This window comes from Vogesella perlucida (genome assembly GCF_979366545.1).
This window is the reverse complement of sequence record NZ_CEETRO010000005.1, coordinates 49,005-75,711: the sequence shown is the minus strand read 5'-3', so window position 1 is coordinate 75,711 and position 26,707 is coordinate 49,005. Positions and strand designations below refer to the sequence as shown.

The 26,707-nt window shown below is 62.5% G+C and carries 28 protein-coding genes; 23 read left to right on the top strand and 5 right to left on the bottom strand.

What is annotated here, in order from left to right:
• Positions 1-29 precede the first annotated feature (29 nt).
• Entirely contained in the window at positions 30-1,136 is a 1,107-nt protein-coding gene (locus ACZ9XP_RS08795) for a helix-turn-helix domain-containing protein (protein WP_147685315.1), read from the top strand.
• A 79-nt stretch (positions 1,137-1,215) separates the two neighbouring features.
• Positions 1,216-2,025, top strand: coding sequence for an AraC family transcriptional regulator (locus tag ACZ9XP_RS08790; RefSeq protein WP_147685317.1), 810 nt, complete (start codon positions 1,216-1,218; stop codon positions 2,023-2,025).
• On the opposite strand, the gene ACZ9XP_RS08785 is transcribed toward ACZ9XP_RS08790, so the two are convergent.
• Positions 2,022-2,615 (bottom strand): glycine zipper family protein, encoded by a 594-nt coding sequence (locus tag ACZ9XP_RS08785; RefSeq protein WP_147685319.1) that lies wholly within the window; start codon positions 2,613-2,615, stop codon positions 2,022-2,024. The genes ACZ9XP_RS08790 and ACZ9XP_RS08785 overlap by 4 nt on opposite strands.
• 186 nt (positions 2,616-2,801) lie before the next feature.
• Here ACZ9XP_RS08785 and ACZ9XP_RS08780 point away from each other — a divergent pair, with 186 nt between their 5' ends.
• The 10 genes from ACZ9XP_RS08780 (at position 2,802) to ACZ9XP_RS08735 (ending at position 7,852) form a co-directional block, all read left to right on the top strand.
• A complete protein-coding gene (locus ACZ9XP_RS08780; protein ID WP_147685321.1) occupies positions 2,802-3,443 on the top strand; it encodes a LysE family transporter in 642 nt (213 codons plus the stop codon).
• Positions 3,444-3,586: 143 nt separating this feature from the next.
• Positions 3,587-4,591 (top strand): hypothetical protein, encoded by a 1,005-nt coding sequence (locus ACZ9XP_RS08775; protein WP_465188287.1) that lies wholly within the window; start codon positions 3,587-3,589, stop codon positions 4,589-4,591.
• Positions 4,592-4,599: 8 nt separating this feature from the next.
• Positions 4,600-4,764, top strand: coding sequence for a hypothetical protein (locus tag ACZ9XP_RS08770; protein WP_465188286.1), 165 nt, complete (start codon positions 4,600-4,602; stop codon positions 4,762-4,764).
• A 71-nt stretch (positions 4,765-4,835) separates the two neighbouring features.
• The gene (locus ACZ9XP_RS08765) at positions 4,836-5,252 is read left to right on the top strand and encodes a VOC family protein (protein WP_465188285.1); all 417 of its coding nucleotides are present in this window, start codon (positions 4,836-4,838) and stop codon (positions 5,250-5,252) included.
• Positions 5,243-5,572 carry a DHCW motif cupin fold protein gene (locus ACZ9XP_RS08760; RefSeq protein WP_147685329.1) on the top strand — a complete coding sequence of 110 codons (330 nt, stop codon included), beginning with the start codon at positions 5,243-5,245 and terminating at the stop codon, positions 5,570-5,572. Before ACZ9XP_RS08765 ends, ACZ9XP_RS08760 begins: the two co-directional genes overlap by 10 nt.
• A 48-nt stretch (positions 5,573-5,620) precedes the next feature.
• Entirely contained in the window at positions 5,621-5,989 is a 369-nt protein-coding gene (locus ACZ9XP_RS08755) for a nuclear transport factor 2 family protein (protein WP_206211250.1), read from the top strand.
• Positions 5,990-5,991: 2 nt separating this feature from the next.
• Complete coding sequence (locus ACZ9XP_RS08750) at positions 5,992-6,384, top strand: hypothetical protein (RefSeq protein ID WP_147685331.1); 393 nt, start codon at positions 5,992-5,994, stop codon at positions 6,382-6,384.
• Between the two features lie 52 nt (positions 6,385-6,436).
• Positions 6,437-6,778: an FKBP-type peptidyl-prolyl cis-trans isomerase gene (locus ACZ9XP_RS08745; RefSeq protein WP_147685334.1), complete on the top strand. Its 342-nt coding sequence runs from the start codon at positions 6,437-6,439 to the stop codon at positions 6,776-6,778.
• Between the two features lie 135 nt (positions 6,779-6,913).
• The gene (locus ACZ9XP_RS08740; RefSeq protein ID WP_147685336.1) at positions 6,914-7,363 is read left to right on the top strand and encodes a DUF3291 domain-containing protein; all 450 of its coding nucleotides are present in this window, start codon (positions 6,914-6,916) and stop codon (positions 7,361-7,363) included.
• 60 nt (positions 7,364-7,423) lie between these two features.
• Positions 7,424-7,852 carry a GNAT family acetyltransferase gene (locus tag ACZ9XP_RS08735; protein ID WP_147685338.1) on the top strand — a complete coding sequence of 143 codons (429 nt, stop codon included), beginning with the start codon at positions 7,424-7,426 and terminating at the stop codon, positions 7,850-7,852.
• Between the two features lie 54 nt (positions 7,853-7,906).
• Here ACZ9XP_RS08735 and ACZ9XP_RS08730 read toward each other — a convergent pair whose 3' ends face one another.
• Positions 7,907-9,511, bottom strand: coding sequence for a HAMP domain-containing methyl-accepting chemotaxis protein (locus tag ACZ9XP_RS08730; protein WP_147685340.1), 1,605 nt, complete (start codon positions 9,509-9,511; stop codon positions 7,907-7,909).
• 499 nt (positions 9,512-10,010) lie between these two features.
• The gene (locus ACZ9XP_RS08725) at positions 10,011-11,594 is read right to left on the bottom strand and encodes a methyl-accepting chemotaxis protein (RefSeq protein ID WP_465188284.1); all 1,584 of its coding nucleotides are present in this window, start codon (positions 11,592-11,594) and stop codon (positions 10,011-10,013) included.
• A 113-nt stretch (positions 11,595-11,707) separates the two neighbouring features.
• Here ACZ9XP_RS08725 and ACZ9XP_RS08720 point away from each other — a divergent pair, with 113 nt between their 5' ends.
• The 7 genes from ACZ9XP_RS08720 (at position 11,708) to ACZ9XP_RS08690 (ending at position 17,395) form a co-directional block, all read left to right on the top strand.
• On the top strand, positions 11,708-12,103 hold the full coding sequence (locus ACZ9XP_RS08720) for a YkgJ family cysteine cluster protein (protein WP_147685342.1): 396 nt from the start codon (positions 11,708-11,710) through the stop codon (positions 12,101-12,103).
• Complete coding sequence (locus tag ACZ9XP_RS08715; protein WP_147685344.1) at positions 12,103-12,405, top strand: VF530 family protein; 303 nt, start codon at positions 12,103-12,105, stop codon at positions 12,403-12,405. The genes ACZ9XP_RS08720 and ACZ9XP_RS08715 overlap by 1 nt, the downstream gene beginning before the upstream one ends.
• Before the next feature lie 30 nt (positions 12,406-12,435).
• Positions 12,436-13,176 carry a siderophore-interacting protein gene (locus ACZ9XP_RS08710; protein ID WP_147685346.1) on the top strand — a complete coding sequence of 247 codons (741 nt, stop codon included), beginning with the start codon at positions 12,436-12,438 and terminating at the stop codon, positions 13,174-13,176.
• Positions 13,177-13,263: 87 nt separating this feature from the next.
• Positions 13,264-13,872 (top strand): glutathione transferase GstA, encoded by a 609-nt coding sequence (gene gstA / locus ACZ9XP_RS08705; protein WP_147685348.1) that lies wholly within the window; start codon positions 13,264-13,266, stop codon positions 13,870-13,872.
• A gap of 79 nt (positions 13,873-13,951) precedes the next feature.
• The gene (locus ACZ9XP_RS08700) at positions 13,952-14,296 is read left to right on the top strand and encodes a nucleotide pyrophosphohydrolase (RefSeq protein WP_147685351.1); all 345 of its coding nucleotides are present in this window, start codon (positions 13,952-13,954) and stop codon (positions 14,294-14,296) included.
• Positions 14,297-14,382: 86 nt separating this feature from the next.
• Positions 14,383-16,287: a bifunctional 2',3'-cyclic-nucleotide 2'-phosphodiesterase/3'-nucleotidase gene (locus ACZ9XP_RS08695; RefSeq protein WP_147685353.1), complete on the top strand. Its 1,905-nt coding sequence runs from the start codon at positions 14,383-14,385 to the stop codon at positions 16,285-16,287.
• A gap of 172 nt (positions 16,288-16,459) precedes the next feature.
• On the top strand, positions 16,460-17,395 hold the full coding sequence (locus tag ACZ9XP_RS08690) for a diguanylate cyclase domain-containing protein (protein ID WP_147685355.1): 936 nt from the start codon (positions 16,460-16,462) through the stop codon (positions 17,393-17,395).
• A 78-nt stretch (positions 17,396-17,473) separates the two neighbouring features.
• On the opposite strand, the gene ACZ9XP_RS08685 is transcribed toward ACZ9XP_RS08690, so the two are convergent.
• The gene (locus tag ACZ9XP_RS08685) at positions 17,474-18,688 is read right to left on the bottom strand and encodes an HD-GYP domain-containing protein (RefSeq protein ID WP_147685358.1); all 1,215 of its coding nucleotides are present in this window, start codon (positions 18,686-18,688) and stop codon (positions 17,474-17,476) included.
• A 352-nt stretch (positions 18,689-19,040) separates the two neighbouring features.
• Between ACZ9XP_RS08685 and ACZ9XP_RS08680 the strand changes: the two genes are divergently transcribed.
• The 4 genes from ACZ9XP_RS08680 to pyrI all read left to right on the top strand — a co-directional run bounded on the left by ACZ9XP_RS08680 (position 19,041) and on the right by pyrI (position 23,420).
• Positions 19,041-21,119 (top strand): methyl-accepting chemotaxis protein, encoded by a 2,079-nt coding sequence (locus tag ACZ9XP_RS08680; protein WP_147685360.1) that lies wholly within the window; start codon positions 19,041-19,043, stop codon positions 21,117-21,119.
• Between the two features lie 107 nt (positions 21,120-21,226).
• Positions 21,227-21,787, top strand: coding sequence for a LysE family translocator (locus ACZ9XP_RS08675; protein ID WP_465188283.1), 561 nt, complete (start codon positions 21,227-21,229; stop codon positions 21,785-21,787).
• A 233-nt stretch (positions 21,788-22,020) separates the two neighbouring features.
• Complete coding sequence (gene pyrB / locus ACZ9XP_RS08670; RefSeq protein WP_147685364.1) at positions 22,021-22,941, top strand: aspartate carbamoyltransferase; 921 nt, start codon at positions 22,021-22,023, stop codon at positions 22,939-22,941.
• Between the two features lie 11 nt (positions 22,942-22,952).
• Positions 22,953-23,420, top strand: a complete 468-nt coding sequence (gene pyrI / locus ACZ9XP_RS08665; RefSeq protein WP_017507672.1) for an aspartate carbamoyltransferase regulatory subunit — start codon at positions 22,953-22,955, stop codon at positions 23,418-23,420.
• A gap of 122 nt (positions 23,421-23,542) precedes the next feature.
• Here the strand turns inward: pyrI and ACZ9XP_RS08660 are convergent, their stop codons facing one another.
• Positions 23,543-26,692 carry an EAL domain-containing protein gene (locus ACZ9XP_RS08660; protein ID WP_170253654.1) on the bottom strand — a complete coding sequence of 1,050 codons (3,150 nt, stop codon included), beginning with the start codon at positions 26,690-26,692 and terminating at the stop codon, positions 23,543-23,545.
• Positions 26,693-26,707: the final 15 nt, after the last annotated feature.

Genomic DNA, 26,707 nt, shown 5'->3' with positions numbered 1-26,707 from the left:
ATGCTGCGATAAAAACTGCGCACATCGCCATGGCTCGTCTACAGCTAGAACAACTTTCCCCCCTGATTGCCGAACTCTATGCCAGCATCGCCACCCCGGCAGCGCTGCCTTTGGTCCTGCGCCAGCTGGAACGGCTGCTGGATGTAGATCTGGTGCACCTGATGATCAACAGCAACGATCAGCGTCACACACTATTTAATGTCTATACCAATGACGCCTTCCTGCCAGCCGCCGAAAGCTACGAGCAGCATTATTCCGGCATCGACCCGCGCAAAGCCTTGTTACGCCAAAAACCGGTAGGCGAGGCGTACTGCTGCGCCGAATATTTTGATGATGCCTTTGTCTCGCGCAGCGCCCTCTATCAAGAGTGGCTGATTCCGCATGGCGGGCGTTACGTGGGTGGTGGCTGCGTGATGCGTAACCAGCAACAGAATGCCCACCTGGCGTTTCACCACTTTCTGGGCCGCAAGCCGTTTGACCAGGACAAAATGGCCGTGATCAGACTGCTGTTACCGCACGTGGTGCAAATGCTGCAGCTGCGCGAACAAACCCAGGCGCTGCGCGAGCGTGCTGCCATCGGCCTGCATGCCCTGGAGCACCTGCAATACGGCGTGGCCGGGCTGGGCGAAGAGGGCGAGCTGCGCTACGCCAACCGCCAGGCCGAGGCCCTGCTACCGCAGCTGGCAGACGACGTCAGGCCCAGCGGCCTGCAGCGCGATGGGCAGCTGTACCGGCTGCTACAACAATGCCGGCTACTGGGCCATGCCGTGAGCTACCGTCAGCCACAGGCCAGTGGCGCACTGCACTGCCTGCTGTTGCCGGTGAGCCGCAGCGTCATGTGGCTACCGGAAACCGACTGGGAAAGCTGTCACACCCGCTATCTGCTTATCCTCAACCATACGCGCCAGCAACGGGTGGCCCCGGCCAGCCAGCTGCGCGAGCTGTTTGGCCTCAGCCCCGCCGAAGCCCGGCTGGCACACGCGCTGGGCAGCGGCCAGACAGTAGAACACTACGCTGCGGCCAACTGCGTATCGGTGAATACCGTGCGCACCCAGCTGCGCCAGGTGCTGGAGAAAACAGGGGAAAGCCGCCAGCCAGACCTGATCCGCATGCTGATGCTGATCCCCCCGCTGTAAGCGCGCGGGCAAGGTCCGGCACAGGGTTGGCCGCAATAATCTACAAGCGCACGGCGGTGATTTGCGCTATCAGTAAGGCATGACTACCGCCGCCTCCACCATCCGCTACTGGCAAACCCCGCTGCTGCCCGGGGTGGAGCTATGCCGCGCGCGCCATCTGGATTTCAGCTACGGCCGCCACGTGCACCTGGACTACCACATCGGCCTGGTACAGTTCGGCGGCCAGCGCTTTATCCACAAGGGCAATAGCCACGCGCTGGTAGCCGGTACGTTGTCCACCGTGAACCCGGACGAGGTGCACGACGGCCTGAGCCTGCTGCCGGAAGGCTACGAGGTACGCGTGTTTTCGCTGCCGCCAGCCCAGCTGGCCGCTCTGCTGCCGCAGGCGGAAAACCGTTTTTTTGCCACACCGCTACTGGCCCGGCCCGACCTGTACGCCGGCTTTGCCCGCCTGCACACCTGGCTGGAGCAGCCCGCCACCGACCCGCTGCAAGCCGAAGAAGAAGCACTGCGCCTGCTGGCCACGCTGTTCAGCCTGCCGGGCCAGCCGCACAGTTTGTCTACGCCACAGCTGCACCAGCTGCGCGACTACCTGATGGCGCAGCTGGACGCCCGTCACACGCTGGAAGACCTCGCCACCCAGCTGGGGCTAAGCCGCTTTGCCTTCTTGCGCCAGTTCAAACAGCGTACCGGCATTACCCCGTATGCCTGGCTCAAACGCCTGCGGCTGGAGCAGGGCAAAAAGCTGCTGGCCAGCGGCCTACCGGTGAGCGAGGTGGCGCTGGCGGTGGGCTTTTTTGACCAGAGCCATTTTCACCATGGCTTTCGCCTGGCCTACGGCCTGACCCCGGCACAGTTCCGCCAGCAGATGACGGGCAGCCGGCCCTAATGCGACCCCGGCAACGGGGCACGCGGGGGCACGGGTACCACGACCCAGCCCGGTGCCACTGGCGGGGCGTTGGCCGGCGCCACAGGTAACACATACCAGCCCTGTTGCGCTGGCGCGGCGGCTGGCTGCACATACCACGGCGGGGCATGGCCGCTGCGCCAGGCCGCCGACGAGGCGGTTTCCACGGTATGGCCCTTGGCCACCATGCACTGCTGGTACGCCAGGTTGTACTGGTATTGCTGGCGTACCTCGTCATCCTGGCTGGCGCGCTGCCCGGACACCACACCCGCCAGCAAACCCGCCACCGCACCATTGGCCGCAGCTTGCCGGTGGCCGCCTAGCAGCGCACCGGTTGCGGCACCGATCAGCGTGCCGGCTACGGCGCTATCGGCCAATACGGGTGCGCCGGCCTGGCCGCCCTGAGCCGCGGCGTGGCGGCGGCAGCGTGGTTCATCCAGCAAGAATTGTTCGAAGCTTTGGCGCTTGCCCGGCATCACGCTCACCGTGGGTACCCGTGCAGGCGGCGGTACCGTAGCAGTGCAGGCGGCCAGCAGCGCTACCGGCCAGAGCATGGGTAAAACGGCGTTCATGATGAGTCTCCTGCGGCATCGCCAGCCAGACAGTGTGCAGCGCCGGTGTATCGGCAGTTTGTCTGCCTGGCATACAACCGGAAACATGCGGCAACACAAGCCCGCGGCCAGCGTGCAATGGTTTACAAGCCAAGGGCACCACGCGGCTTGCACACTGGGCACCTTGACTGAACCGTGGAACACACCATGCCTGCCGAACTGTTTTTTACCCTGGGTGCGCTGCACCTGGTGATGCTGGCCAGCCCCGGCCCCGACTTTGCGCTGATGCTGCGTACCTGCCACGATCGCGCGCTGGCGCTGGGTGCGGCAGTAGGCATTGCGCTGGCGATCCTGCTGCACAGCTTGCTGAGCCTCACCGGCATCAGCCTGCTGGTGGCCAGTGCGCCGTGGCTGTTCAATGCCATCAAGCTGGCGGGCGCGCTGTACCTGGGCTGGCTGGCCTGGGGCGCGCTGCAGGCGGTACAGGCGGGCGCAGGTAGCCGCCAGCACGGCGGCCACCGTGGCCAGGGCAGCCTGGGGCAGGGGGTGCGCATGGGGCTGGCAACCAACCTGCTGAACCCCAAAGCCCTGGTGTATTTCATGGGCTTGCTGGCGGCCATGGTGTCGCCACAGGTCGGCATGGGCAGCCGGGCGCTGCTGGCCGCCGAGCTATGCCTGCTGTCGCTACTGTGGTTTGGCGTGCTGGCGCTGTGCCTGTCCACACCGCGCGCACAGGCTCTGCTGGCGCGCAGCCAGCGGGCAGTCAACGCGGTGACGGCACTGCTGTTTGGCCTGGTGAGCATCGCCATCCTGCTGGAGCTGGCCGGCGGGCTACCCGGCCTGGGCTAAGCCGCCCCTGCGGCCAACCTTTGCCAGCCAGGCCTGCCACGACAAGCCGCCACTATCGAACCGGCACACAGGCTTGCCGCCAGGCCATGCTGGCCAAATAATGGGTGCCCACCATCACGCGGCTACGCCGCCCGGGCCCCTCCATGTATAGCGATGACGACCTGAACGCCGCCGTAAACGCCGGCATCTTCAGCCAGGATGCCGTGCGCGACTTCCGCAGCCTGGTAGCACAGCGCCAGCACACCGTGCTGGCGGATGAAGAACACTTCCGCCTGCTGTCCGGCTTTAACGATATTTTTGTGGTGATCGCCTGCATCCTGCTGCTGGGCTCGGTCGCCTGGCTGGGCAGCCTGCTGGCACCCGCCGCCGGTGCCGTGGCGGTAGCCGCCGTGGCATGGGGGCTGGCCGAGTACTTTGTCCGCCGCCGCCGTATGGCGCTGCCGGCCATTGCCCTGCTGGGCGCGTTTGTGGCGGCCTGCCCGGTGGCCATCCTCGCGCTGCTGGGGCAAGCAAACCGGCCGGACGAGCTGATGGTGCTGGCCGGCGGCAGCAGTGCCGCGCTGGCGGCCTGGCTGCACTGGCGCCGCTTTCGCGTACCGCTCACCGTGGCCGCCGGTACCGGCGCACTGCTGGTGATGATCATTGGCCTGCTGATCAGCGCCATGCCGGGCCTGCGGCTGTACGCCGCGCCCATGATACTGGCCGGTGGCGTGGCCACCTTTGTGCTGGCCATGTACTGGGACCAACAAGACCCGGCGCGCCTGCAGCGCCAGTCCGACGTGGCCTTCTGGCTGCACCTGCTGGCTGCGCCGCTGATGGTGCATTCTTTCTTTGACATGCTGGGCATTTTGCAAGGCACCGCCGGGCTGCCGGCACTGGTGGTGGTACTGGGGCTGTACGGGCTGTTTGCCCTGGTATCGCTGGCCATCGACCGCCGCGCGCTGATGGTGTCGGCCCTGGCTTACGTGCTGTACGCCTTTAGCCACCTGCTGCAAACCGCGGGCCTAGCAGCCGATGGCTTTGCCGTGGCCGGCCTGCTGATCGGTGGCGGCCTGCTCACCTTGTCTGCTTTTTGGCAACACTGCCGCCGCGCCTTGCTGCCACGCCTGCCCGCCGGACTGGCACGCGGCCTGCCACCGCTGAAATAGGCACGGTCATGCGCAAGCTTTGGCAACGCCTGTGGCGCGACCCGGCCACCCGCTGGCCGCTACAAATGCTGTTGGTGCTGCTACTGCTAATGCTGGTGGTGTGGCTGTCCGAGCTGGACGCCCCGGTGGGCTACCAGCAGCCGCTACCCACCGCCGGCAGCGTGGCCACCTAGGCCTGCGCGGCAGAGGACAAAGCCGGTGCAACTGGGGTAGGGTACAGGCTTGCCCATGACAGGAGCTTGCCATGCCAGGTCCCGCCCGCGCCGGCGCGCTGATCTACGCCCGCCATCTGCCACAGTTGGCCGCCTTCTACCAGCAACTACTGGGGATGCAGCTGCTGCACGGCGATGCCGAGCACCAGGTGCTGGCCAACGCCGACTTCCAGCTCATCGTGCACGCCATGCCGCCGCAAATTGCGGCCAAGGTGCACATCGACACCCCGCCGCAACCGCGTAGCGAACAAGCCATCAAGCTGTTCTTTACCGTGCCCAGCCTGGCCGATGCCGCACAGTTGGCCGCAGCACAGGGCGGGGCGCTGTACCGCGAACGCTACCAGGGGCCGGGCTTTACCGTGTGCAACGGCCACGACCCGGAGGGCAATATCTTCCACCTGCGCGAAAACCACGCCGCGCAAGCCAGCCAGGAACCCACATGCAACTAGACAACATCCCCTTCGGCACCACCGACTGGGCCGCCATCCCGCGTACCGAACACCCGGGCGAAAGCGGCACCGCCTGGTGGCGTACGGCACAGTTCGGCGCCATCCGCGTGCGCATGGTGGAATACAGCCCCGGCTACCTGGCCGACCACTGGTGCCACAAAGGCCACATCCTGCTGTGCCTGAGCGGTGAGCTGCACACCGAGCTGGCAGACGGCCGCCGCTACATGCTGACACCGGGCACCAGCTACCAGGTAGCCGACCACGCCGAGCCGCACCGCTCGTCCACGCCGGTGGGCGCCACGCTGTTTATTGTCGATTAAGCCGCAAAGGCGCAGCGCCCGCTGCGGCCAACCTTGTACAGAAAAACCATGTCATCCACAGCAGACCTGATCACCCGCCACTGGGCGCTGGCCAATGCTCGCGACTGGGCGGCGTTTGCCAGCACACTGCACCCCGGCATCGAATACCGCGTGCCGCAAACGCGCGAGCTGATACGCGGTATCGACGCCTTCGTCGCCTTTTACGCCACCTACCCGGGAGACTGGACAGTCAGCCTTACCCGGCTGATCGCTGACGGCGACAGCGCCGTGACCTCCACCGCGTTCCACGTGGAACAGCACACGCTGACCGGCATCGCCTTTTTTACGCTGAAAGACGGCCTGATCTGGCGCATAGAAGACTGGTGGCCGGAAGACTACCACCCGCCCGCGCGGCGGGTGGCAGTGGAGCGCTACTAAGCATGCGCCGCCTTGCACGCTACCTGTGGGCCGCCCCCGCCAGCGCCGTCGGCCTGCTGCTGGCGCTGCCCCTGCTGCTGGCCGGCGGCCGCGCACAGCGGGAAAACGGCGTGCTGGAGGTAGCCGCCCCGCCGTGGCGCCCGCTCGCCCGGCTGCCGTTTTGCGCCATCACCCTGGGCCATGTGGTCGTGGGCATCAGCCCGGCGGTGCTGGCGCACTGGCGGCAACACGAGCATATCCATGTGCGCCAGTACGAGCGCTGGGGCGGCCTACTGCTATTGGCCTACCCGGCGGCCAGCTTGTGGCTGTGGCTACGCGGGCGGCGGCCATACGTGGATAACCCGTTCGAGCGCGAGGCGCGTGGCGAAACACGGCAGCGGGCACGCCGCAGGTGAAAGCGCGGCCAACTGCGCCTAAAATGCCGCCTTCACTTAACGGGAGGCCACCATGAGCGACAGCGTAACAATCGAAGACATCATCGTGGGCGAGGGCAAAGCCGCCGAGCGCGGCGCGCTGATTACCGCGCACTACACCGGCTGGCTGGAAGATGGCACCGAGTTCGACAGCTCGCAGCGCAAGGGCCAGCCGTTCGAGTGCATCCTCAGCAACAAACGCGTGATCCAGGGCTGGATCATCGGCCTGGCCGGCATGCGCGTGGGCGGCAAGCGCAAGCTGTGGGTACCGGCAGCGCTAGCCTACGGCGAGCGCCAGGTGGGCGACATGATCCCGCCCAACAGCAACCTGCTGTTCGAAATCGAGCTACTCAGCGTACTGACGCGCGACGACTAAGCCGGCGCCACAACAAGCAGCAAAGCGCCGGGCTGATGCGGCAATGCAGTACAGGTCATTGATTTTGCTGGCCAGATGCACTTGAAACCTGCCCGCCCGGCATCATCTGCATGGCATCCCCCACCGGAGACTGCCATGCCCGCCTACCAGCTCGCCCAGCTCAATATCGCCACCTTGCTGGCACCGCTCGATTCACCGCCGCTGCACGACTTTGTGGCCAACCTTGAGCGCATCAATGCGCTGGGCGAGGCTTCGCCCGGTTTTGTGTGGCGGCTGAAAGACGAGGGCGGCGATGCTACTGCCTTCCGCCCGTTTGGCGACGAGGTCATCGTGAATATGTCGGTGTGGGACAGCATCGATACGCTGGCCGACTTTGCCTACCGCAGCGAACACGTGGATTTCTTCCGCCGCCGCCGCGAGTGGTTTGCCCGCATGGACACCCCCGCCCAAGTACTGTGGTGGGTACCGCACGGCCACCGCCCCACGCTGGCAGAAGCTGCCGACCGACTGGCGCAGCTGGCACAACACGGCCCCGGCCCGACCGCGTTTACCTTTGCCCGCCGCTTTGATGCCCCCATCGGCTAAGGTTGGCCGCACGCCGCCCCACATGCCATGATGCCGTATCCATAGCGCAGGGATACCGCCATGCAGATTCGCCCGTTTACCGACACCGATACCGACGCCGTCATCGCCCTGTGGCAGGCCTGCGGCCTGACACGGCCGTGGAACGACCCGCTGCGCGACATCCAGCGCAAGCTCACCGTACAGCGCGAGCTGTTTCTGGTAGGTGTGGCGGATGGCCGGCTGGTGGCCAGCGCCATGGCCGGCTACGACGGCCACCGTGGCTGGGTAAACTACCTGGCCGTGCAACCCGGCGCGCAGGGGCTGGGCTACGGTCGCGCCATGATGGCGCATATCGAAGCGGCACTGCTGGCACGCGGCTGCCCTAAGCTCAACCTGCAGGTCCGCAGCAGCAACACCGCCGTACTGGCCTTTTACCGGCAGCTGGGCTACGCGCAGGACGAGGCGGTCAGCCTGGGCAAGCGGCTAATCCCGGACGAGCCCCAAGCCTAGGGCACAGGCGCAAAAAAGCCGGCATCGCGTGCCGGCTTTTTTGTTTGCCCCCGCTTACACCCGGTAGGCGCGTACTTCCTGCTGCATCCGTGCTGCCAGCTGATCCAGCGTCTCAGCCTGGTTGGCAGTCTGGCAAGCAGCGCTGCTGTTGGCCTCGGCACCTTGTGCTACCTGCTCGACCTGCTGGGCAATGCTGTTAGTGGCCATGCTCTGCTCGCGGATGGCTTCGGCAATTTCCTGCACCACCTGTGCGCTGTCATGCGCCCCCTGCAACAGGCGGGCGATGTTTTGCTGCGCCGCCTCCACACCTTGCTGACCACGCGCTACCTGCGCCACAGCCTGGTCCATGCGGTTCACGACATTGTCTGTCACCTGACTGATAGACTGGATGATCTGGCCGATTTCCTGGGTAGACGACGCTGTTCGCTCGGCCAGCTTGCGTACCTCGTCAGCTACCACGGCAAAACCGCGCCCACTCTCGCCAGCACGCGCAGCCTCGATCGCGGCATTCAAGGCCAGCAAGTTGGTCTGCTCGGCCACCTCGCGAATCACATTCACCACCGACTCGATATTCTTGCTGCGCTCTACCAGCTGGCTAATCTCGCCAGCGGTATCGCTCACCGTGGTGGCAATACTGCCGATGTCGTTCACCACTTGCTGGATAGCCAGGCCACCCTGGGTAGCCTGGCTGGCCCCTTCTGCCGACAGGGCGTGGGCTTCACGTGCTCGGTCAGCAACATGGCTGAGGCTGACCGTCATTTCTTCTACCGCGGCCGCCATATGCGACGAAGCACTGCTCTGCTGGCTAGCGCTGGTGGCCACGCTACCGGAGGCTTGCTGCAACTGGCCGGCGGTGCCGGACACCTGGCTGATGCCAGCCTGAACGGTGTGCAGGCTGTGCTGTAAACGCTCCAGCAAGCGGTTAAATGCACTGGCTGCGCTACCGATCTCATCTTGACCACTCAGGCTGACACGGCGGGTAAAGTCCAGGTCACGGCTAATCCCCTCAATCGCCTGCTGCATGCGGCCCAGGCCACCGGAGATATTGCGACACAGCAGCGTGCCAGCCACAGCCATCGCAGCCACCACAACCGCTAGCGCCACGGCCAGCTGGATCAGTGCTGTGCGGGCATCATTGCGGTTGGCTTGTTGCAGCTGTTCAGCCAGCTTGCGGTTGTACGCTACGTGCTCGTCCAGTGCCGCTACCAGTGCATTACCGCGCCCTTGCAGCGCACGGGCCACCGCTGCCTGCTGCTCGCCGTTACGCGACAGCGCCAATGTCGGCGCCAGGCCGTCACGATAGACTCGCAGGGACTGGCGGGTTTGTTCCAACAGGCGCTTGTCTTCGGCATCCACCACCATGGGCTCGTACGCTTTCAGCGATTGCTCCACCTCATCCAGCCGCGTGTTGATGACCTGCTCCGACTTCAGCTTGGCGTCAGCATCCGCGTTAGCCAAATGCTTCCACACCTCATTGCGGGCAGACCAGGTGAGGTTGCCGATTTTGCCCAGCAATTCAACGCTGGGCAGGATGTTGCCGGTAAAAGAATCAAAGCGCTCGTCAGCCTGGTTCAGCTTGAATACCCCAGCCAGCCCCACCGCAATCACCACACAACAACTACAGACAAACGCCAGGATAAGTTTCGATACGATCTTCATTGCAGTGCCCTTGAGTAGATACGACAGGTTTGCCTGTTTGCGCCGCCATGTGCCGCTATAGGCTATTGATTCTTATTGCATATCTTATAAGGCGCAAAAAAGCGTAAGGAATATATCATGTCATGAAGTGTTCATTTATCGAACTAGATGCAGGTGTGGCCAGCGCGCAGAGGTGTGTGAAGAAGCGCCGCAGCACACCCGTCTGCTTTTACCTTGTTCTTTCAAAGATTTAAGCAGACAGACCGTTGTGGCTTCAACGCACACTACGTCGTAACAACCCAGGCAGGTAGGCGTGAAAAAGCCGGTGCATGCGCACCGGCCTGATGAGTGGAAAGAGAAACAATATGGCTGGCCAGTCGCCACCAGCCTGCTGCGTACACTACACGCGGTAGCGGTTGGCCTCTTCGCGCATCTGCACCGCCACCGTGCCCAGCGTGTCGGCCAGGCCTGCGGCCCTGCCCGCCGCCTCGCTATTGCTTTCAGCACCCTGTGCTACCTGCTAGACCTGTCTGGCGATGCTATTGGTCGCCGCACTTTGCTCCAGGATGGCATTACTGATGTCCGTGACCAGACAGGCACTCTGACGGGCGCCCTCCAGCAGCTGCAGTATGTTGACGCGGGCCGACACCACACCCTGTTGGCCGCGTGCGACCTGCGTTACTGCCTGGTCCATCTGTGTCACCACATTACCGCTGACTTGTTGAATTGCCTGGATTATCTGGCCGATTTCCTGCGTAGACGCCGCCGTACGTTCCGCCAGCTTGCGCACCTCATCCGCTACCACGGCAAAGCCGCGACCGCTTTCGCCAGCGCGGGCAGCCTCGATCGCCGCGTTCAAGGCCAACAGGTTGGTCTGGTCTGCGACATCGCGAATCACGCTGACCACCGAGGCAATATTCTGGCTACGCTCGGCCAAAACCGTCATCTGCGTGGCAGTATCACTCACCGTACTGGCAATGGTGCCGATATCGCTGACTACCTGCTCGATCGCGCGCTCGCCCTCGCTCGCTTGCTGCGCGCCAGCCGCAGACAAGGCTTGTGCTTCACTGGCCCGGTCTGCCACGTGGCTCAGGCTGACCGTCATTTCCTCTACAGCGGCAGCCATCTGCGCTGAGGCATGGCTTTGCTGGCTGGCGCTACTGGCCACCTGCTGCGAAGCATCTTGCAACTGTTGCGAGGCTGCGGAGACTTGCACAATACCGCTTTGCAGGCTTTGCAAGCTTTGCTGCAGTCGGGCAGTGAGGCCATCAAAATCACCCGCCGCCAGGCTGACCTCATCGCGACCATCGCAGCCCACACGGCGGCGGAAATCCAGGTCGCGGCTAATATCACTGATCGCGCCTTGCAAGCGGGCCAAGCCAAGACGAATGGAACGTGACAGCAAACCACCCGCTGTCGCCAGCAACACAATCGCCGCCAGCACGATCAAGGCAAATTGCAGCTTTGCCCGCTGGGTGGCATCGGCATTGGCATCGTCGGTCTGCTTGCTGAGCTGGTCGTTATACGCAATATGTTCTTCCCATACCTTGATCAGGTCATTCCCGTGGCCACCACTGGCAATCTGCACTGCCGCCTGCATGTTGCCAGCGCGTGATAAGTCCAGCATGGGTTTGAGTTCCGCCTTATATACTGCATAAATGGCTTTGCTGCGCTCGAACAGGTTTTTGTCCTGCTCATCCACCACATAAGCGGCATACTGCGAAAAGTTTTTGTCTATATCATCAAACAGTGCATAAATATCTGATTCGTATTGCTTTTTTCTATTCACATCAGGCTCTGCCAGGTGTTTCCAGAACAATACGCGTACTTGCCAGATATCATTTTTTGAATCATTAAGAATATGAATGCTGGGCAAGATATTGTCTGTAAAATAATCAAAGCGTTTTTCGGCCTCATTGATTTTCCAGACACCCAAACTACCCACTAGTGCTAATGCCAGACTACTACTGATAATAATAGCTATTATTTTTGATACGATTTTCATGTTTTCTCTCACCGGAATGGCTATTGCCTGATTTTTATTGTGCAAGCCCTGCCAGAAATACGGTGAAAATGCCCCATGAGCAATGTGGGATTTCCCCACTATCAGGTGGTCTCCAGCCCGTCGTCTTGCCACCCGCCACCCCAGCCCGTAGAATGCGCAGCTTTCGCCAGCTGGCGGATTGTTTTTTGAATTCAATGCTTTAAGGGTGATGTGTGTCTGATATCGAGCGCCTGGATACCTGGGTGAAATACAAAAACGGGCTGTGCAGCGACTGCATGGCATCCTGTTGCAGCATGCCGGTAGAGGTAAAGCTGCCAGACCTGGTGCGCATGGGCATTGTGGACGAGTTCGAGCTGCAAGAGCCGGTGAAGAACATCGCCAAACGTCTGGAAAAGCAGCGCATCATCCAGCATTTCAATTTCAAGTACGAAGTATTCACCCTCAGCCGCCGCGCCAACGGCGACTGCATGTACCTGGACCAGAAAACCCGGCTGTGCACCATCTACGAACTGCGCCCCAACACCTGCCGCAACCACCCCAAGGTCGGCCCGCGCCCGGGCTACTGCGCCTATACCAAAAACCCCAATCACGGCCGCCGGAGCACCTGATGAGCGACAAACCCGCCCCTAAAGACCCGCTGCAAGGCGTTACCCTGGAAGCGCTGCTGAACGAGCTGGTGGCGCACTATGATTGGCCGCAGCTGGGCAGGCTGGTGAAAATCCGCTGCTTCAACAGCGACCCCAGCATCAAGTCCAGCCTCACCTTTCTGCGCCGCACGCCATGGGCACGAGCCGAAGTCGAGGCGCTGTACATCCAGCTGAAAACCCCCAAACCCGCCCGCCCGCCACGCACACACACCAGCCAGGGCAATGCGCCGCGCGTGCTGTTTGGCAAGAAGAACGACGTCTAGGCCCACGCCAGACGTGCACAGGATCACACCATGAGTAGCCACAGCATGCCGCTGTACCACTTTGATACACGCGTGCTGCGTGTGGCGCAGCTCACACCGCGCATGCGCCGCATCACGGTAAGCTGCCCGGAACTGGCCGTGTTTCACGTGGAAAACGGCCCCAACATCAAGCTGTACTTTGCGCTACCCGGCGGCGGCCGCGCCTCGCGCGCCTATACCGTGCGCCACTTTCGCCGTGATGCGCTGGAGCTGGACATCGACTTCCTGCTGCACGAACCGGACGGCGCCGCCTCGCACTGGGCGCGCCACGCCCAGCCCGGCGACCCGCTGTCGGTGATGGGCCCGCGCGCACCGCTGGACCTGGCCGGCGAACAGCAGCTACTGCTGCTGGCCGACCTGTGCGCACTGCCTGCGGCCAGCGCGCTGCTGGAAAGCCTGCCCGCCGACACCTGCGGCCACGCGCTGCTGGCAGTACCGGCCGAGGACGAGATCATCGCGCTGCAACACCCGGCCGGTATTACCGTGCAATGGGTAGTGAACCCCGCTGTAGACGCGCTGCTACCGGCGCTGGCGGCGCTGCCCGCCAGCCAGTGGCAAGATGCCTACTTGTGGACCGCGGCCGAGTCCGGCGTGGTAAAAGCCATCCGCGCGCACTTCATCGCCGCCGGCCGTACGAGCCGTGCCCGTACGCGGCTGGTTGGCTACTGGAAACAAGGCCTGGCCGAGCACGAATACCACGACCTGCGCCACGTGGAGATGGACGAGACTTGAAATCGGCCACAGCCATCACCATGATGGGTTAGTCCATTGCCCGCCCGGTCGGGAGGGCAATACGGCCCCCTTCGTTGAGGATACAAGATGAAACTGTTCTACTCCCCCGGTGCCTGCTCGCTGTCCCCGCACATTGCCCTGGCCGAGAGCGGCCTGCCGTACCAGTTCGAAAAAGTGAACCTGCGCGCCGAGCCACGCCTCACCGAAAGCGGCGCCGACTTCCGCGCCATCAACAGCAAGGGCTATGTACCGGCACTACAGCTGGACAGCGGCGAGATCCTTACCGAAGGCCCGGCGCTGGTGCAGTACATTGCCGACCAGGCCCCCGAGAAAAACCTGGCTCCGGCCAACGGCACGCTGGCACGCTACCGCCTGCAAGAAGCGTTGAACTTCATTTCCACCGAAGTGCACAAGGGCTTCTCGCCCATGTTCTACAGCCAGGACGAGGCGGTCAAAGAAGCCGCCTGGCAGCGCCTGACCACCCGCTTTGACGCGCTCAACGCCACGCTGGGCCAGCAAGACTACCTGCTGGGCGACAGCTACACCGTGGCCGACGGCTACCTGTTCGTATGCCTGTCGTGGACCAAATACGTTGGCCGCAACCTGGACGCCTGGCCGGCGCTGCAGGCGTTCAGCGCCCGCATCTTTGCCCGCCCGGCAGTGCAACAAGCGATGAAGGAAGAAGGCCTGCTGTAAGCGGCCAACTTGGCCGACACCACCACGCCCTGCCTGTGCAGGGCGTTTTGCCTTGTACCCGCCCCATGAAGGACACCGCATGACCCACCTTGTGAACGTAGACGGCCTGATCGCCGCCCAGCGCGAGTTTGCCACCGCCCGCCACTGGCAGCCGTTTCACACCCCGCGCAACCTGATGCTGGCGCTCACCGGCGAAGTCGGCGAGCTGGCCGAGATCTTCCAGTGGAAAACCGACGCCGAGGCCGCCAACCTTGCGGCCAACCCAGCCGACTACACCCACTTGCAGGAAGAGCTGGCCGATGTGCTGATGTACCTGGTGCGACTGGCCGATGTGACAGGCGTAGACCTGAACGCCGCCGTGGCAGACAAGCTGCAGAAGAACGCCCGCAAGTACCCGGCCGACGGCAGCCGCGCACTGGGCTAAAGCTGCGTTGTCAGGCAGGCGGCACTTATTGCACACTCGCGCCATCAGCCGGCACCCGACCGGCTACCAACACGAGTAAGCACACCATGACACGCCAACTGTTTGCCGCCAGCCTGCTGGCCATGGCCGTTAGCACCACCTGGGCCGCCCCGGTGAAGCTGCGCCTGCTGGAAACCAGCGATATCCACATGAACCTGGTGAACTACGACTACTACCAGGACAAAGCCACCGATGATTTTGGCCTGGCCAAAACCGTCAGCCTGATCAAGACCGCGCGTAGCGAAGCCAGAAACAGCGTACTGATCGACAACGGCGACCTGCTGCAGGGCAGCCCGATGGGCGACCTGGTGGCCAAGGTCAAACCGCTGAAAAAGGGTGAAACCCACCCGGCCTACACCGTGATGAACGCGCTGCGCTACGACGCCGGCAATATCGGCAACCACGAGTTCAACTTCGGCCTGCCTTTCCTGAAGCAGGCGCTGAAAGGTGCTGCCTTCCCCTATGTGTCGGCCAACGTCACCGACGCCAAAACCGGCAAGCCGCTGGTACAGCCCTACACCCTGCTCAAGCGCAAGGTACAGGACGAAGACGGCAAGACGCACACGCTGACCATCGGTGTGATCGGCTTCGTACCGCCGCAGATCCTGATGTGGGATAAAGCCAACCTGGAAGGCCGCGTGCAGGCGCAGGACATCCTGGACAGCGCCCGCCGCTACGTGCCGGAAATGAAGAAAAAGGGCGCCGACATCGTGGTAGCGGTGGCGCACTCCGGCTTCGAGAAGGGTGAACAGCCGCGTTTTGCCGAAAACTCGGTAGCCGGCCTGGCCGAGGTAGCGGGCATTGACGCCATCCTGTTTGGCCACGCCCACGCCGAGTTTCCATCCAAGGCGTTTGCCGACTACCCCAAAGTGAATATCGACAAAGGCACCATCAACGGCGTGGCCGCCACCATGCCCGGCCGCTGGGGCGACCACCTGGGCGTCATCGACCTCACCCTGGACAAGGTTGGCCGCAGCTGGAAAGTGGTCGACCAGCAAGCCAGCCTGCGCCCCATCTTCGACAAGAAAGCCAAAAAGCCCACCGTAGATGCCGACCCCATGGTGCGCGAGCTGATTGGTCATGTGCACGACGATACCCTGACCTACGTGCGCGGCCGCGTGGCCGAGAGCACCGCCCCCATCTACAGCTACTTTGCCCAGGTAGCGGATGACCCGTCGGTACAGATCGTGTCGCAAGCCCAGCTGTGGTATGTGCAAAACGCCGTACGCGGCACCGAATACGAGAAGCTGCCGCTGCTGTCTGCCGCCGCGCCGTTCAAGGCGGGTGGCCGCCAGGGCTGGGGCTACTACACCGATATTCCGGCCGGCCCGCTGGCCATCAAGCACCTGGCCGACCTGTACATCTACCCCAACACCCTGAAAGTGGTGAAGGTAAAAGGCAGCGACGTACGCGAATGGCTGGAACGCTCCGCCGGCCAGTTCAACCGCATCAACCCGCAAGGCCCGGCCACCCAGGCGCTGATCAACCCGGACTTCCGCTCGTACAACTTCGATACCATCGACGGCGTGAGCTACGACATCGACGTCACCCAGCCCTCGCGCTATGACATGGATGGCAAGCTGGTCGCGGCAGAAGCCCGCCGCATCGTGAACCTGCGCTACAACGGCCAGCCGCTGGACGACAACCAGACCTTCCTGGTGGCCACCAACAACTACCGCGCCAGCGGCGGTGGCAACTTCGCCGGCCTCAACGGCAAGCAAATCGTCATTGATGCCCCAGATGAAAACCGTGAAGCACTGGCGCGCTACCTGGCCAGTAAAGGTACCGTGAACCCCAGCCGCGACAACAACTGGCGCATTTTGCCGGTAGCCGGTGTCGGCCTGCGCTTTAGTACGGGTGCCGGTGCCCGCGCCGTGCTGGCACGCCACCCGGAACTCACCCTGGCAAGCGATAACGGCGACGGCTCACTCAGTATCGAGCTGATCAAATAGCAGTGTTGCATAAATGACAAAAGGCTGGTCTATTGATCAGCCTTTTTTATAAAAGCATGCAGCTGTTTTTTACCAAATAGCCACTAATTGTCATTTAATTTAAAACACAAGTCATGACGATTTCAAGCAACTGTTAACCTATTTCTTTTTGTAGACAGCCACTTGAGCGGACATGACGCTATCTGACCACTCGCTTACCCCGCCAACCGGCCAGCTCCACCCGGACGCAGCACGGCTGCAGCAAATCCTGGATTTACTGCCCCATCCCGTCATGCTGTTCCGGCCAGACCATACCGTGGAATACGCCAACGCCGAAGCCCGTCGCCAGTATGGCGAGCCAAAACACGGGCCATGCCATCACTATATCCACGGCAGCAGCCAACCCTGTGACGACGACAAACCCTGCCCGCGCCAGCAGGTAATCGAATGGCGCAAACCTGTCACCACCGAACAAACCTGTACCGACAGCTTTGGCCAGCAACGCTTTTTTGAGATTACCCTGGCGCCGCTATTCAATGCACAAGGCGAGCTGGATGGCCTGCTGGAAACGCACCACGATGTCACCGCCCGCCGCCAGGAAGCCCAGCGCCTGCAGCTGCTGCAAGGCCACCTGACCGAGCTGGCCCACCGTGACTCGCTCACCGGCCTGGCCAACCGTCGTTACCTGGAACTGAAGCTGGACAACCTGGCCAAGGACACCGCATCACGGCTGTGCGCCTTGCTGTTTCTGGACCTGGATCGTTTCAAAGCCATTAACGACGTGCACGGTCACGTCATTGGCGACCGCGTGCTGTCTACCATGGCCGCGCGCCTGCGCGGTGTCGTCCGCACCAGTGACCTGCTGATCCGTGTAGGCGGTGACGAGTTTGCCGTCCTGCTGGAAAGCACCAATGAGAGCGGCGCCCGCGCCGTCGCCAGCAAGATCATCGCCACGCTGTCCGGCCCGGTAGAGGGGCTAAGCCTGCCCAACAGCGTCAGCGCCTCGGTGGGCATTACCCTGTTTACCAGCGGCAGTGTCATGCCACGCGATATCCTGACCCAGGCCGATAGCGCCATGTACCGCGCCAAACGCCGTGGCGGCAACGACCGCGAGCTGGTCAGACTGTAAGCCGGCACGCCCCAAGACAATGCGGCCAACCCTGGTAACAAGGTTGGCCGCATTGTCTTGGCAAACGCTATTGCGCGCTTATAAAAAGCGCAGCGGGTTTACCTTCCATTTTGCCGGGTCTTCATGGCTGACAATCTTGTCGCCCCCGCCAAAGCCCAGTGGTTTGGCCAGGTTCACCAGTTCGGGGGACTGATACACGCCGCTGCGGGTACTGAAAAAGGTTTTCACCGTCGGCTGCAGCAGGTTGCCTTCATTCTGCTCCACCACCACACCCAGCTTGCCAGACTCCAGCAACACCAGCGTCCCTACAGGATAGATCCCCACACAGCGCATGAAAGCCTGCACCAGCTTGGGGTCGAAATGGTATTTGCTCCACTCGTACAGCTTGCGCAGGCCGTCGGTAGCCGACATGCCCTTGTGGTAGCAACGGTCGGCGGTAATGGCGTCGTATACGTCCACGATGGCGGCCATCTTGGCCATGGTGGTGATTTGCTCGCCCGGCAGCTTGTGCGGGTAGCCACTGCCATCCACCCGCTCGTGGTGATGCAAGGTGATATCCAGTGGAATCTCGCCAATACCTGGTGTCTTCAACAAAATGGCATGGCCATCGCCAGGGTGGCGGCGGATGATATCGAACTCTTCGTCGGTGAGCCGGCCGGGCTTGTTCAGCACCTCGTCCGGCACCAGTGCCTTGCCGGTATCGTGCAGCAGGCCGCCCAGGCCCGCCTGGCGGATGGCTTCGCGGTCCATACCTACCGAGCGGCAAAAGGCAATCATCAGCGTGCCGACACTGACCGAGTGCAAAAAGGTGTAATCGTCTTTGTTCTTGATGCGCAGCAGGGTCGTCAGTGCGCCGCCGTTGCGCAGTACCGACTCGGTAATGGACTCGATCATCGGGTCCACCTGCTCCAGCTCCACCGCCTTGCCCAGGCGCACGTCCTGCATCACTGTTTTTACCAGCGTCTGCGCCTGTGTCTTGATGCGGGCGGCGCGGCCCATTTCGTCAGCAAAAGACACCTGGATGATGGGCGAGGGCTCTTTGCTGGCGATCTCCAGCATCTCTTGTTGCAGTGTTTCTTTGACTTCCTGCTCGGTACGGGCGTGCCGAACGTCCAGCCCCTTTTGGGTGTCGATATACACCTCATGGATGCCGGCTTCGATAATCTTGGCTATCTCACTGTCCTGCTTCAGCAAAAAGCTTTTGCGAAAAAAGGGGTGAGAAGCCCAGTCGCAGTTCAGGTCATGCACGAACATGCCGACTTTCAGATCCGAGACATCTATACACTTAATCATTTAATTACTGGCAGCTATAAAAAGAGTGAAGCGGCGCACCAAACGGGTCGCCAAGGCTACAGGCATCAAACCGAAACAGCTACCTGCATCGCAGTAGTTAATTATCGAAGCCATCGGCACGTAATGCCAAGTCTCATTTAAGACTTTGCGCAGACGAATGCACGGGCAGACCCGACAAAGTCTGTTGTATTTCATGTGCATTGTCCACCCGGCCCCGCCCGGTGCTGATCATTTTCTATCCAACCGCAACGGTCAGGCGTAAGGTATTTCTAAAAGAATACGTAGAAATACCTACGGCGGGCTCCTATTCTTCAAGCCAAGTACCGCCCTGACTCAGCACAAGGAATGCCATATGGGAAAAACAGCCAAGTGGGGACACCTGGGCAACCGCATTATCCTGGTCGCCGGGGTGGCAATTGCGGTAGGTTTCAGCAGCATGATCGGGCTCATCGCCAAGCAAAGCTACGACTCGGCCAAGAACCAGGGCTACCAGCTGGCGTCCGAGCAAGCCGGGCGCTTTGCCGATGCCGTCACGGGGGACCTGAGCCGCGGCTTTGCCACGCCCAAACACCTGGCAGATGCGGTAGCCGGCATGCAGCGTGCCGGCGTGGTAGACCGCAAAGTCATCGATAACACCATCCTTAGCGTGCTGGATGCCGAGCCACAAATCATCGGCATGTGGATGTTGTACGAACCCAATGCCCTGGATGGCAAAGACGACCAGTTCCGTCTGGATTGGCCACGGCACGACCCGTCCGGGCGCTACAGCCCCTACATGACGCGGGGCGCAGACGGCAAAGCGGCGCAAGACGTGATGATGTCCAAAGACCGGGTCGAGAAGTTTCCGGAATGGAAAGACAAACTCACCGAATACGTACCGGACTACGACAAGCCGGGCTGGGGTGACTTTTACTACGTGCCGAAAACCCGTGGCCGCGACACCATTACCGAGCCGTTCTTTTACGAAGTACAGGGCAAACAGGTACTTGAAAGCTCGCTGGCCGTGGCCATCAAGGACGGCAGCGGCAAATTCATCGGCGTCGCCGCGGCCGATCTGGCACTGGATACCCTGCAGAAAAAGTATGGCAGCGTGAAGCTGTACGACACCGGCTATGTACGTATGGTGTCCGAAGGTGGCCTGTACGTGGTGAACCCGGATGCCGCGCTGGTAGGCAAACCGCTGGCCAAGGAAGACCCGTTGGCGGCTAACGCAGACAAGATCAAGAAAGGCGAAAGCTTCGTTTACGAAGACAGCGGCTTCACCCACTTCTTTTACCCGATCAAGGTAGGCGAAACCGGCCAGTACTGGGCAGCGGGCGTATCCATCCCCACCGCAGCCATTACCGAATCGGCCGTGAGCCAGCGCAATATGGCCATCGTGATTGGCATCGTGGCGCTGGTCATCATCCTGCTGGTGCTGGCCGCCGTGGTACGTGCACTGACTCGACCGCTGAACACCCTGGCCAACACCATGGAGCAGCTGGCCAGCGGCAAAGGCGACCTGACTGTACGCATCCATGTCAGCAACCGTGATGAAATCGGCCACACTGCCGACGCCTTCAACCGCTTCATCGACAGCCTGCGCGAGATGTTCATCGACGTGCGCGAGCAGAGCCTGGCCGTGAGCCGTAGCGCCGGGCAGCTGGCCGACAGTGCCATCAAGGTAGAACAGGCCTCGGCGCAGCAGTCCGACGCGGCCAGCGCCACCGCCGCCGGTGTGGAAGAGGTCACCGTCAGCGTGCAGCACATTGCCAACTCGGCCAGCGACGCCGAAAGCATCGTGCGCGAAACCGGCCAGCTTACCGAGAAGAGCGTGGCCACCGTGGGCCAGGTCACCGACGAAATCCAGCGCATGACCAGCAGCATGCAGGCGCTGGCCGACCGCATGGGCGCGCTGGGTGAGCGCTCGCAAGAGGTCAACACCATCGTCAACGTGATCAAGGACATTGCCGACCAGACCAACCTGCTGGCGCTGAACGCCGCCATCGAAGCCGCCCGGGCCGGCGAGCAGGGCAGGGGCTTTGCCGTGGTAGCCGATGAGGTACGCAACCTGGCCGGGCGCACTGCCGAAGCCACCGTGCAGATCAGCCGCATCGTCAACGCCATCGGCAGCGAAACCAGCGATGCAGTGGCCGACGTGAAACACAGCCGCGACCTGGTGGCGGTGAGCGTGGACATTGCCCATGCGGCCAACCAGGCCATGCAAACGGTGCAGGAAAAGAGCCACACCCTGGTGATGTCGATTGGCGACATTGCGTCTTCCACCCGCGAACAGTCCAGTGCCACCACCGAGATCGCGCAGAACGTGGAACGCATCAGCAATATGGCACACACCAACAGCGACATCGCACGCGAGGTGCGCAGCGAGGTAGAGCAACTGCGCGAGCTGTCCGGCAACCTGGAGCGGCTGGTGAGCAATTTCCGGCTATAAGACAAGCAGCAGAATCTAGCCCCCAGCAAAAGCCACCCGGTAACGGGTGGCTTTTTGCATGACACCCTATTCATTTACCCTGTGGCATCCCCCGCAAGAAAGCCGCCATGGACTGGCCCGCCTACCTGTTTGCCTGCGCTACGCTAATCCTGACACCAGGTGCCGGCACCCTGTCGGTACTGGGCGCCCGCGCTCGCGGCGGTAAACGCGCAGGCCTCATCGCCATCGCCGGCCTGGCGTGTGGTGACCTGATACTGGTCGTTGCGGTATCCGCCGGCCTGGCCGGCGTACTACAGCAATGGCCCGCAACGCAGCTGCTACTACGCTGGGCAGGCGCCCTGTATCTACTATGGTTGGCCGCAACACTATGGCGCCCACCGACAGCAGTCAGCACAAGGGCAGGACATCATGCCTTCACCCACAGCCTGCTGCTTACCTTGCTGAACCCGAAAGCCATTCTGTTTTTTGCCGTGTTCTCCCCGCCATTTGCGCCACCCGGCAGTGGTATCAGCGGCCTGCTGCTGCCGGGTTTACTGTTCTGCCTGCTCAATAGCCTGTGGCTGCTGCTCTTGCTACTGGGGGCCCCCGCCCAGCTAATTGGCCCACGCTGGCGCCCATGGCTGGCAACCGGCTTTGTCATACTGGCCTGCCGCCTGCTGGCAGGCTAGCCCCTACCCACGCCCCGCCATATTTCGTATAATCCCGCAGTTTTGTTCGCGAGCCGCACCATGATTCCTTCCCGCCCACGCACTGCCGCTTTTGTCGCCCTGGCGCGAGGCGTTGCCGTTGCCGGCCGTGATCGACATGCTGCCGGGCCCGACCGTTTTTGTAAAAAAAGCTCCTGATTGCTCAGGGGCTTTTTTTTCAGCCTTGTTTTTGTCATCTGCCGGAGCGACCCGCCATGCCCAACCCGCTTTATCGCAAGCACATTATCTCCATCCCGGACTTCAGCCGGGCTGAAATGGAGCTGGTGGTAGAAACCGCCGCGCGCCTGAAAGCCAATCCGCGCGCCGACCTGCTGCAGGGCCGTCTGATCGCCACCTGCTTTTTCGAGCCGTCTACCCGCACCCGCCTGTCGTTCGAAACCGCCGTGCAGCGCCTGGGCGGCACCGTGATCGGCTTCTCCGACGCCGCCAGCACTTCCACCAAAAAGGGTGAAACCTTGGCCGACACCGTGCGCATCATCAGCAGCTACACCGATGCCATCGTGATGCGCCACCCGAAAGAGGGCGCTGCCCGCGTGGCCAGCGAATTCTCCGCCGTGCCCATCATCAACGGCGGCGACGGCGCCAACCAGCACCCGTCGCAAACCCTGCTGGACCTGTTCACCCTGCGCGAAACCCAGGGCCGGCTGGATAACCTGACCGTGGCCTTTGTCGGCGACCTGAAATACGGCCGCACAGTGCACTCGCTGGCGCAGGCGCTGTCGCTGTTCGGCGCCAAGTTCTACTTTGTCGGCCCCGAAGCGCTGGCCATGCCGGACTACCTGTGCGAAGAGCTGGACGAGCGCGGCATCAGCTACACCATTGCCAGCACCATCGAAGAAGTGATCCCGCACATCGATATCCTGTACATGACCCGTGTACAGCGCGAGCGGTTTGACGAGGCGGAATACCAGAAGATACAGGGCCAGTTCGTGCTGCGCGCCGACATGCTGCGCAACGCCCGCCCCAATATGAAGATCCTGCACCCGCTGCCGCGCGTGGATGAAATCGCCACCGACGTGGACGCCACCCCGCACGCCTACTATTTCGAGCAGGCGAAAAACGGCGTGTACGCCCGCCAAGCGCTGCTGTCGCTGGTACTGAACGAAACGGTGTGAAAGGAAAAACCATGAGCGAAAAAGTCTACGCCCGTAATGTCGAGGCGCTGAAAAACGGCACCGTGATCGACCATATCCCCGCCGGCCTGGGCCTGCGCATTCTGGACCTGTTCGAGCTAACCAGCTACGGCGAGCGCGTGACCGTGGGCCTGAACCTGTCCAGCGGCCACATGGGCAACAAGGACCTGATCAAGGTGGAAAACCTGGTGCTGACCGAAGGCCAGGCCAACGAGCTGGCGCTGCTGGCGCCCAAGTGCACCGTCAGCGTGATCGAAAACTTCGAGGTAGTGCGCAAGCAAAAGCTGGCGATACCGGCCGAAGTGACCGACCTGTTTGCCTGCCCCAACTCCAACTGCGTGTCGCATGTGGAGCCGGTACAGAGCCATTTCAGCGTGCGCGTGACCGAGCACGACACCAAAATGAAGTGCAAGTATTGCGAAAAGGTGTTCAGCAAGGATATTGTTGTTGCCGTGCGCTAAGTCGTACAGAGGGAAATAGATAGCCAGCTAACGCCACGATGCGATAGCGGTGACAACATGACGAACGCCACTGCCGGCCGGCAGTGGCGTTTTGTTTTGCGGCCAACCCCGCCAGATAGCGGCTAGCCTTGCAACATGGCGTGGCATTCTGCCGATGCCGGCCAGGCCGCCACCCAGCCCGGCAGCAGCTCGGCGGGCATGGGCCGGGCAATACCGTAGCCCTGGCCCAGCTGGCAGCCCAGCTTGCGCAGCGCGTGTGCGTGGGCGGTGGTTTCCACCCCCTCGGCAATCACATCGCGGCCAAAGGCACGCGCCAGGCTGATCACCCCGGCCACGATGGCGCGGTCTTCGCTGTTCTCCAGCATGTCGCGCACAAACGACTGGTCGATTTTCAACAGCGATGCCGGCAAGCGTTTGCAGTAGGTCAGCGAGGAATAGCCGGTACCAAAGTCATCCAGCGCAAAACTGACGCCCAGTGCCTGGCAGGCCTGCATCACGTCCGATACCTGGCCCATATCGTGCAGGGCGGCACTTTCCAGAATCTCCAGCTCCAGGCACTGCGGTGACAGGGTCGGGTAGCGTGCCAGGCTCTGCGCCAGCTGGCTGACAAAGTCGGGCTGCTGCAGCTGGCGGGCTGCCACATTCACGCTCACTGTCAGCTGCAGGCCGTCGCGCTGCCATACGGCCAGCTGGGCCAATGCGGTGTCGATCACCCATTGCCCGACCCGGCTAATGAGCGGGCTGTCTTCGATCAGGGGCAAGAAAGCCCCAGGCAACAGCAGGCCCAGCTCAGGGTGCTGCCAGCGCAACAGCGCCTCGGCCCCCACCAGACGGCCATCCTGCATGTTTACCTTGGGCTGGTAGTACAGGCATAGCTCGCCAGCGGCCAACGCATCGCCCACACGGGCTTGCTGCTCGCTGTGGTCGCGCTGCTGGCGCGCCTGCTGGCTGTCGAATAGCTGGTAACGCTGCCTGCCGTCTTGCTTGGCCTGGTACATGGCCTGGTCGGCGTGGCGTAGCAGGGTATCGGCGTCGCAATCGTCGTAGGGAAACAGCGTGGCGCCGATGCTGGCGGTGAGTTGCAGCTGCAGCTCGCCCAGCTGTAGCGGGCGGGCAATTTCGTGCAGCAGGCTTTGCAGTGCGTGCTCGCATTGCGCCGGGCTGGCCAGCTCGGTCAGCAGGATCACGAACTCATCGCCACCCAGCCGCGCGACGGTATCACCGCCGCGCACCAGCTGGCGCAAACGGTCGGCCAGCGCCACCAGCACCTGGTCGCCCATCTGGTGGCCGTAGCGGTCGTTGACCGGCTTGAAACCATCCAGATCCAGGTAGCACACGCCCAGCAGGCGCTGGCTGCGCCGGGTATGCGCCAGAGCCTGCTGCATGCGGTCGGCCAGCAGTACGCGGTTGGGCAGCTCGGTGAGGGCGTCGTAATAGGCCATTTTTTGCAGGCGGGCCTCTTGCTGTTTCAGCAAGGAAATATCGGAAAACACGCCCAGGTAATGGCTCAGTTGGCCGCTGCTGTCGTAGACGGCGGATATGGTCAGCATCTCGGGGTAGCTGGTGCCATCGCGGCGGCGGTTCCAGATTTCGCCTTGCCACAAGCCCTGCTGGCGCAGGGCCTGCCACATGTCCTGGTAAAAACCGGCCTCCTGGCGGCCGGATGACAGCATGCTGGGGTTATGGCCCAGCACTTCTTCCCGCGGGTAGCCGGTAATGCGCGAAAACGCCGGGTTCACTTCCACAATCAGCCCTTGCGGCGTGGTGAGCATGATGCCCTCGCTGGAGTGGCTGAATACGCTGGCGGCCAACTGCAGGTGTGTCACGGCTTGCTTGCGCTCGATGGCCAGTGCCACCAGGTGCTGCACACTGTGCAACAAGTGCTCGTCGTGAGGGTCCAGCGGCTCGTCGGGCTGGCCCTCGATATACAACTCGGCCAGCACATGGCCATCCAGCGCGGTGACAGGCAGACATAAACAGCCTGCCGGTGGCGGGGCGGTATCGTCCGGCAGACGGAAGGTGCAACGGCGCTGCAGCAGGGTGTGCAGATAGCTGGCCACCCGCTGCAGGCCCTGCGCCAGCGGCGGGTCGCTGTTCATGCATTCCAGCAAAAAGGCACGCGCATCTTCCAGCCGCCGGCTGCGCACCTGCTCCTCTTGCATGGCGATGCGGTCCAGCGCGTAGCCGATATCGCTGGCCATTTCGCTGAACAGGTCTACCAGCTGCTGGTCAAACTCGAAATCGGCGCCGTAGTACACCGCCAGCACCAGCTGCGCATCGCCAGCGTGGCGGATAGGAAAGGCCGCGGTAGCGCCCCAGCCAAAGCGCGCGATACGCTCCACCCACTGTTCGGCCAGTGCTGGCTGCCCGGCCAGTAACCGACGCGCCAGCTCGCGAAAACTGGGGATCACCACCGGCTGCTGCTCGATCACCGCGCGCGAGGCGGCACCGTGGCTTTCGGTTTTGTCCGGCCGCGTCCAGACGGTGATTTCTTCCAGGTAGTCAGCCCCGCTGCCGTATACCGCCAGTGGCTGCAGGTATTGCCCGTCGGCATCGTGCCGGCCTATCCACGCCATGCGCTGGCCGCCGTGCTGCACGGCAATCTCGCAGATACGCTCGAACAAGCGCTGTGGGTCTTGCTCGCGCACGATGGTCTGGTTGGTAAACGATAGCGCCGCATAGGCCTGGTTCAGGCGGTGTATCTGCTGGGTGGCGGCTTTCTGGGCACGGATATTCTTGAAGGTGGTCACCACGCCGGTTTGCCGGCCGTCCTCGCACAGCGCCGTTACCGTCAGCCAGACCGGCAGAAAGCTGCCATCCTTGCAGATCAGGTACTCGTCACACGAGCGCGGCAAGCCGTCCCGCAAGGTATGCGTCACCGGGCAGTCGGCCAGCGGATAGGGGCGGCCATCCGGGTAATGGTGGTGCACCAGCTCGTGGGCGCTGCGTTGTGCCAGCTCCTGGCGGGTATAACCCAGCATGGCCAGCGCGGCATCGTTCACAAAGATGCAGCGCCCGTCCATATCCGAGCCCCACACGCCTTCCCCCAGGCTTTGCAGCAAGGTGGCCTGCTGGTTTTGCATGCGCCGGTGCTGGACTTGCAGGGCCTGGGCATGGCGGTGGTGGCGCCATGCCAGCCACAGTAACCCCCCTGCCAGTACCGCCAGTGTGGCGCTAAGCAGCCATGGGCCCGGCAAGGACGTGCCAGCCTCTGCTGCCAGGCCGGGGCGGGCCAGCAAGGGCAGGGTGGCAAGCAGGTATCGTGGGCGCAAGGGCATGGTGTACAG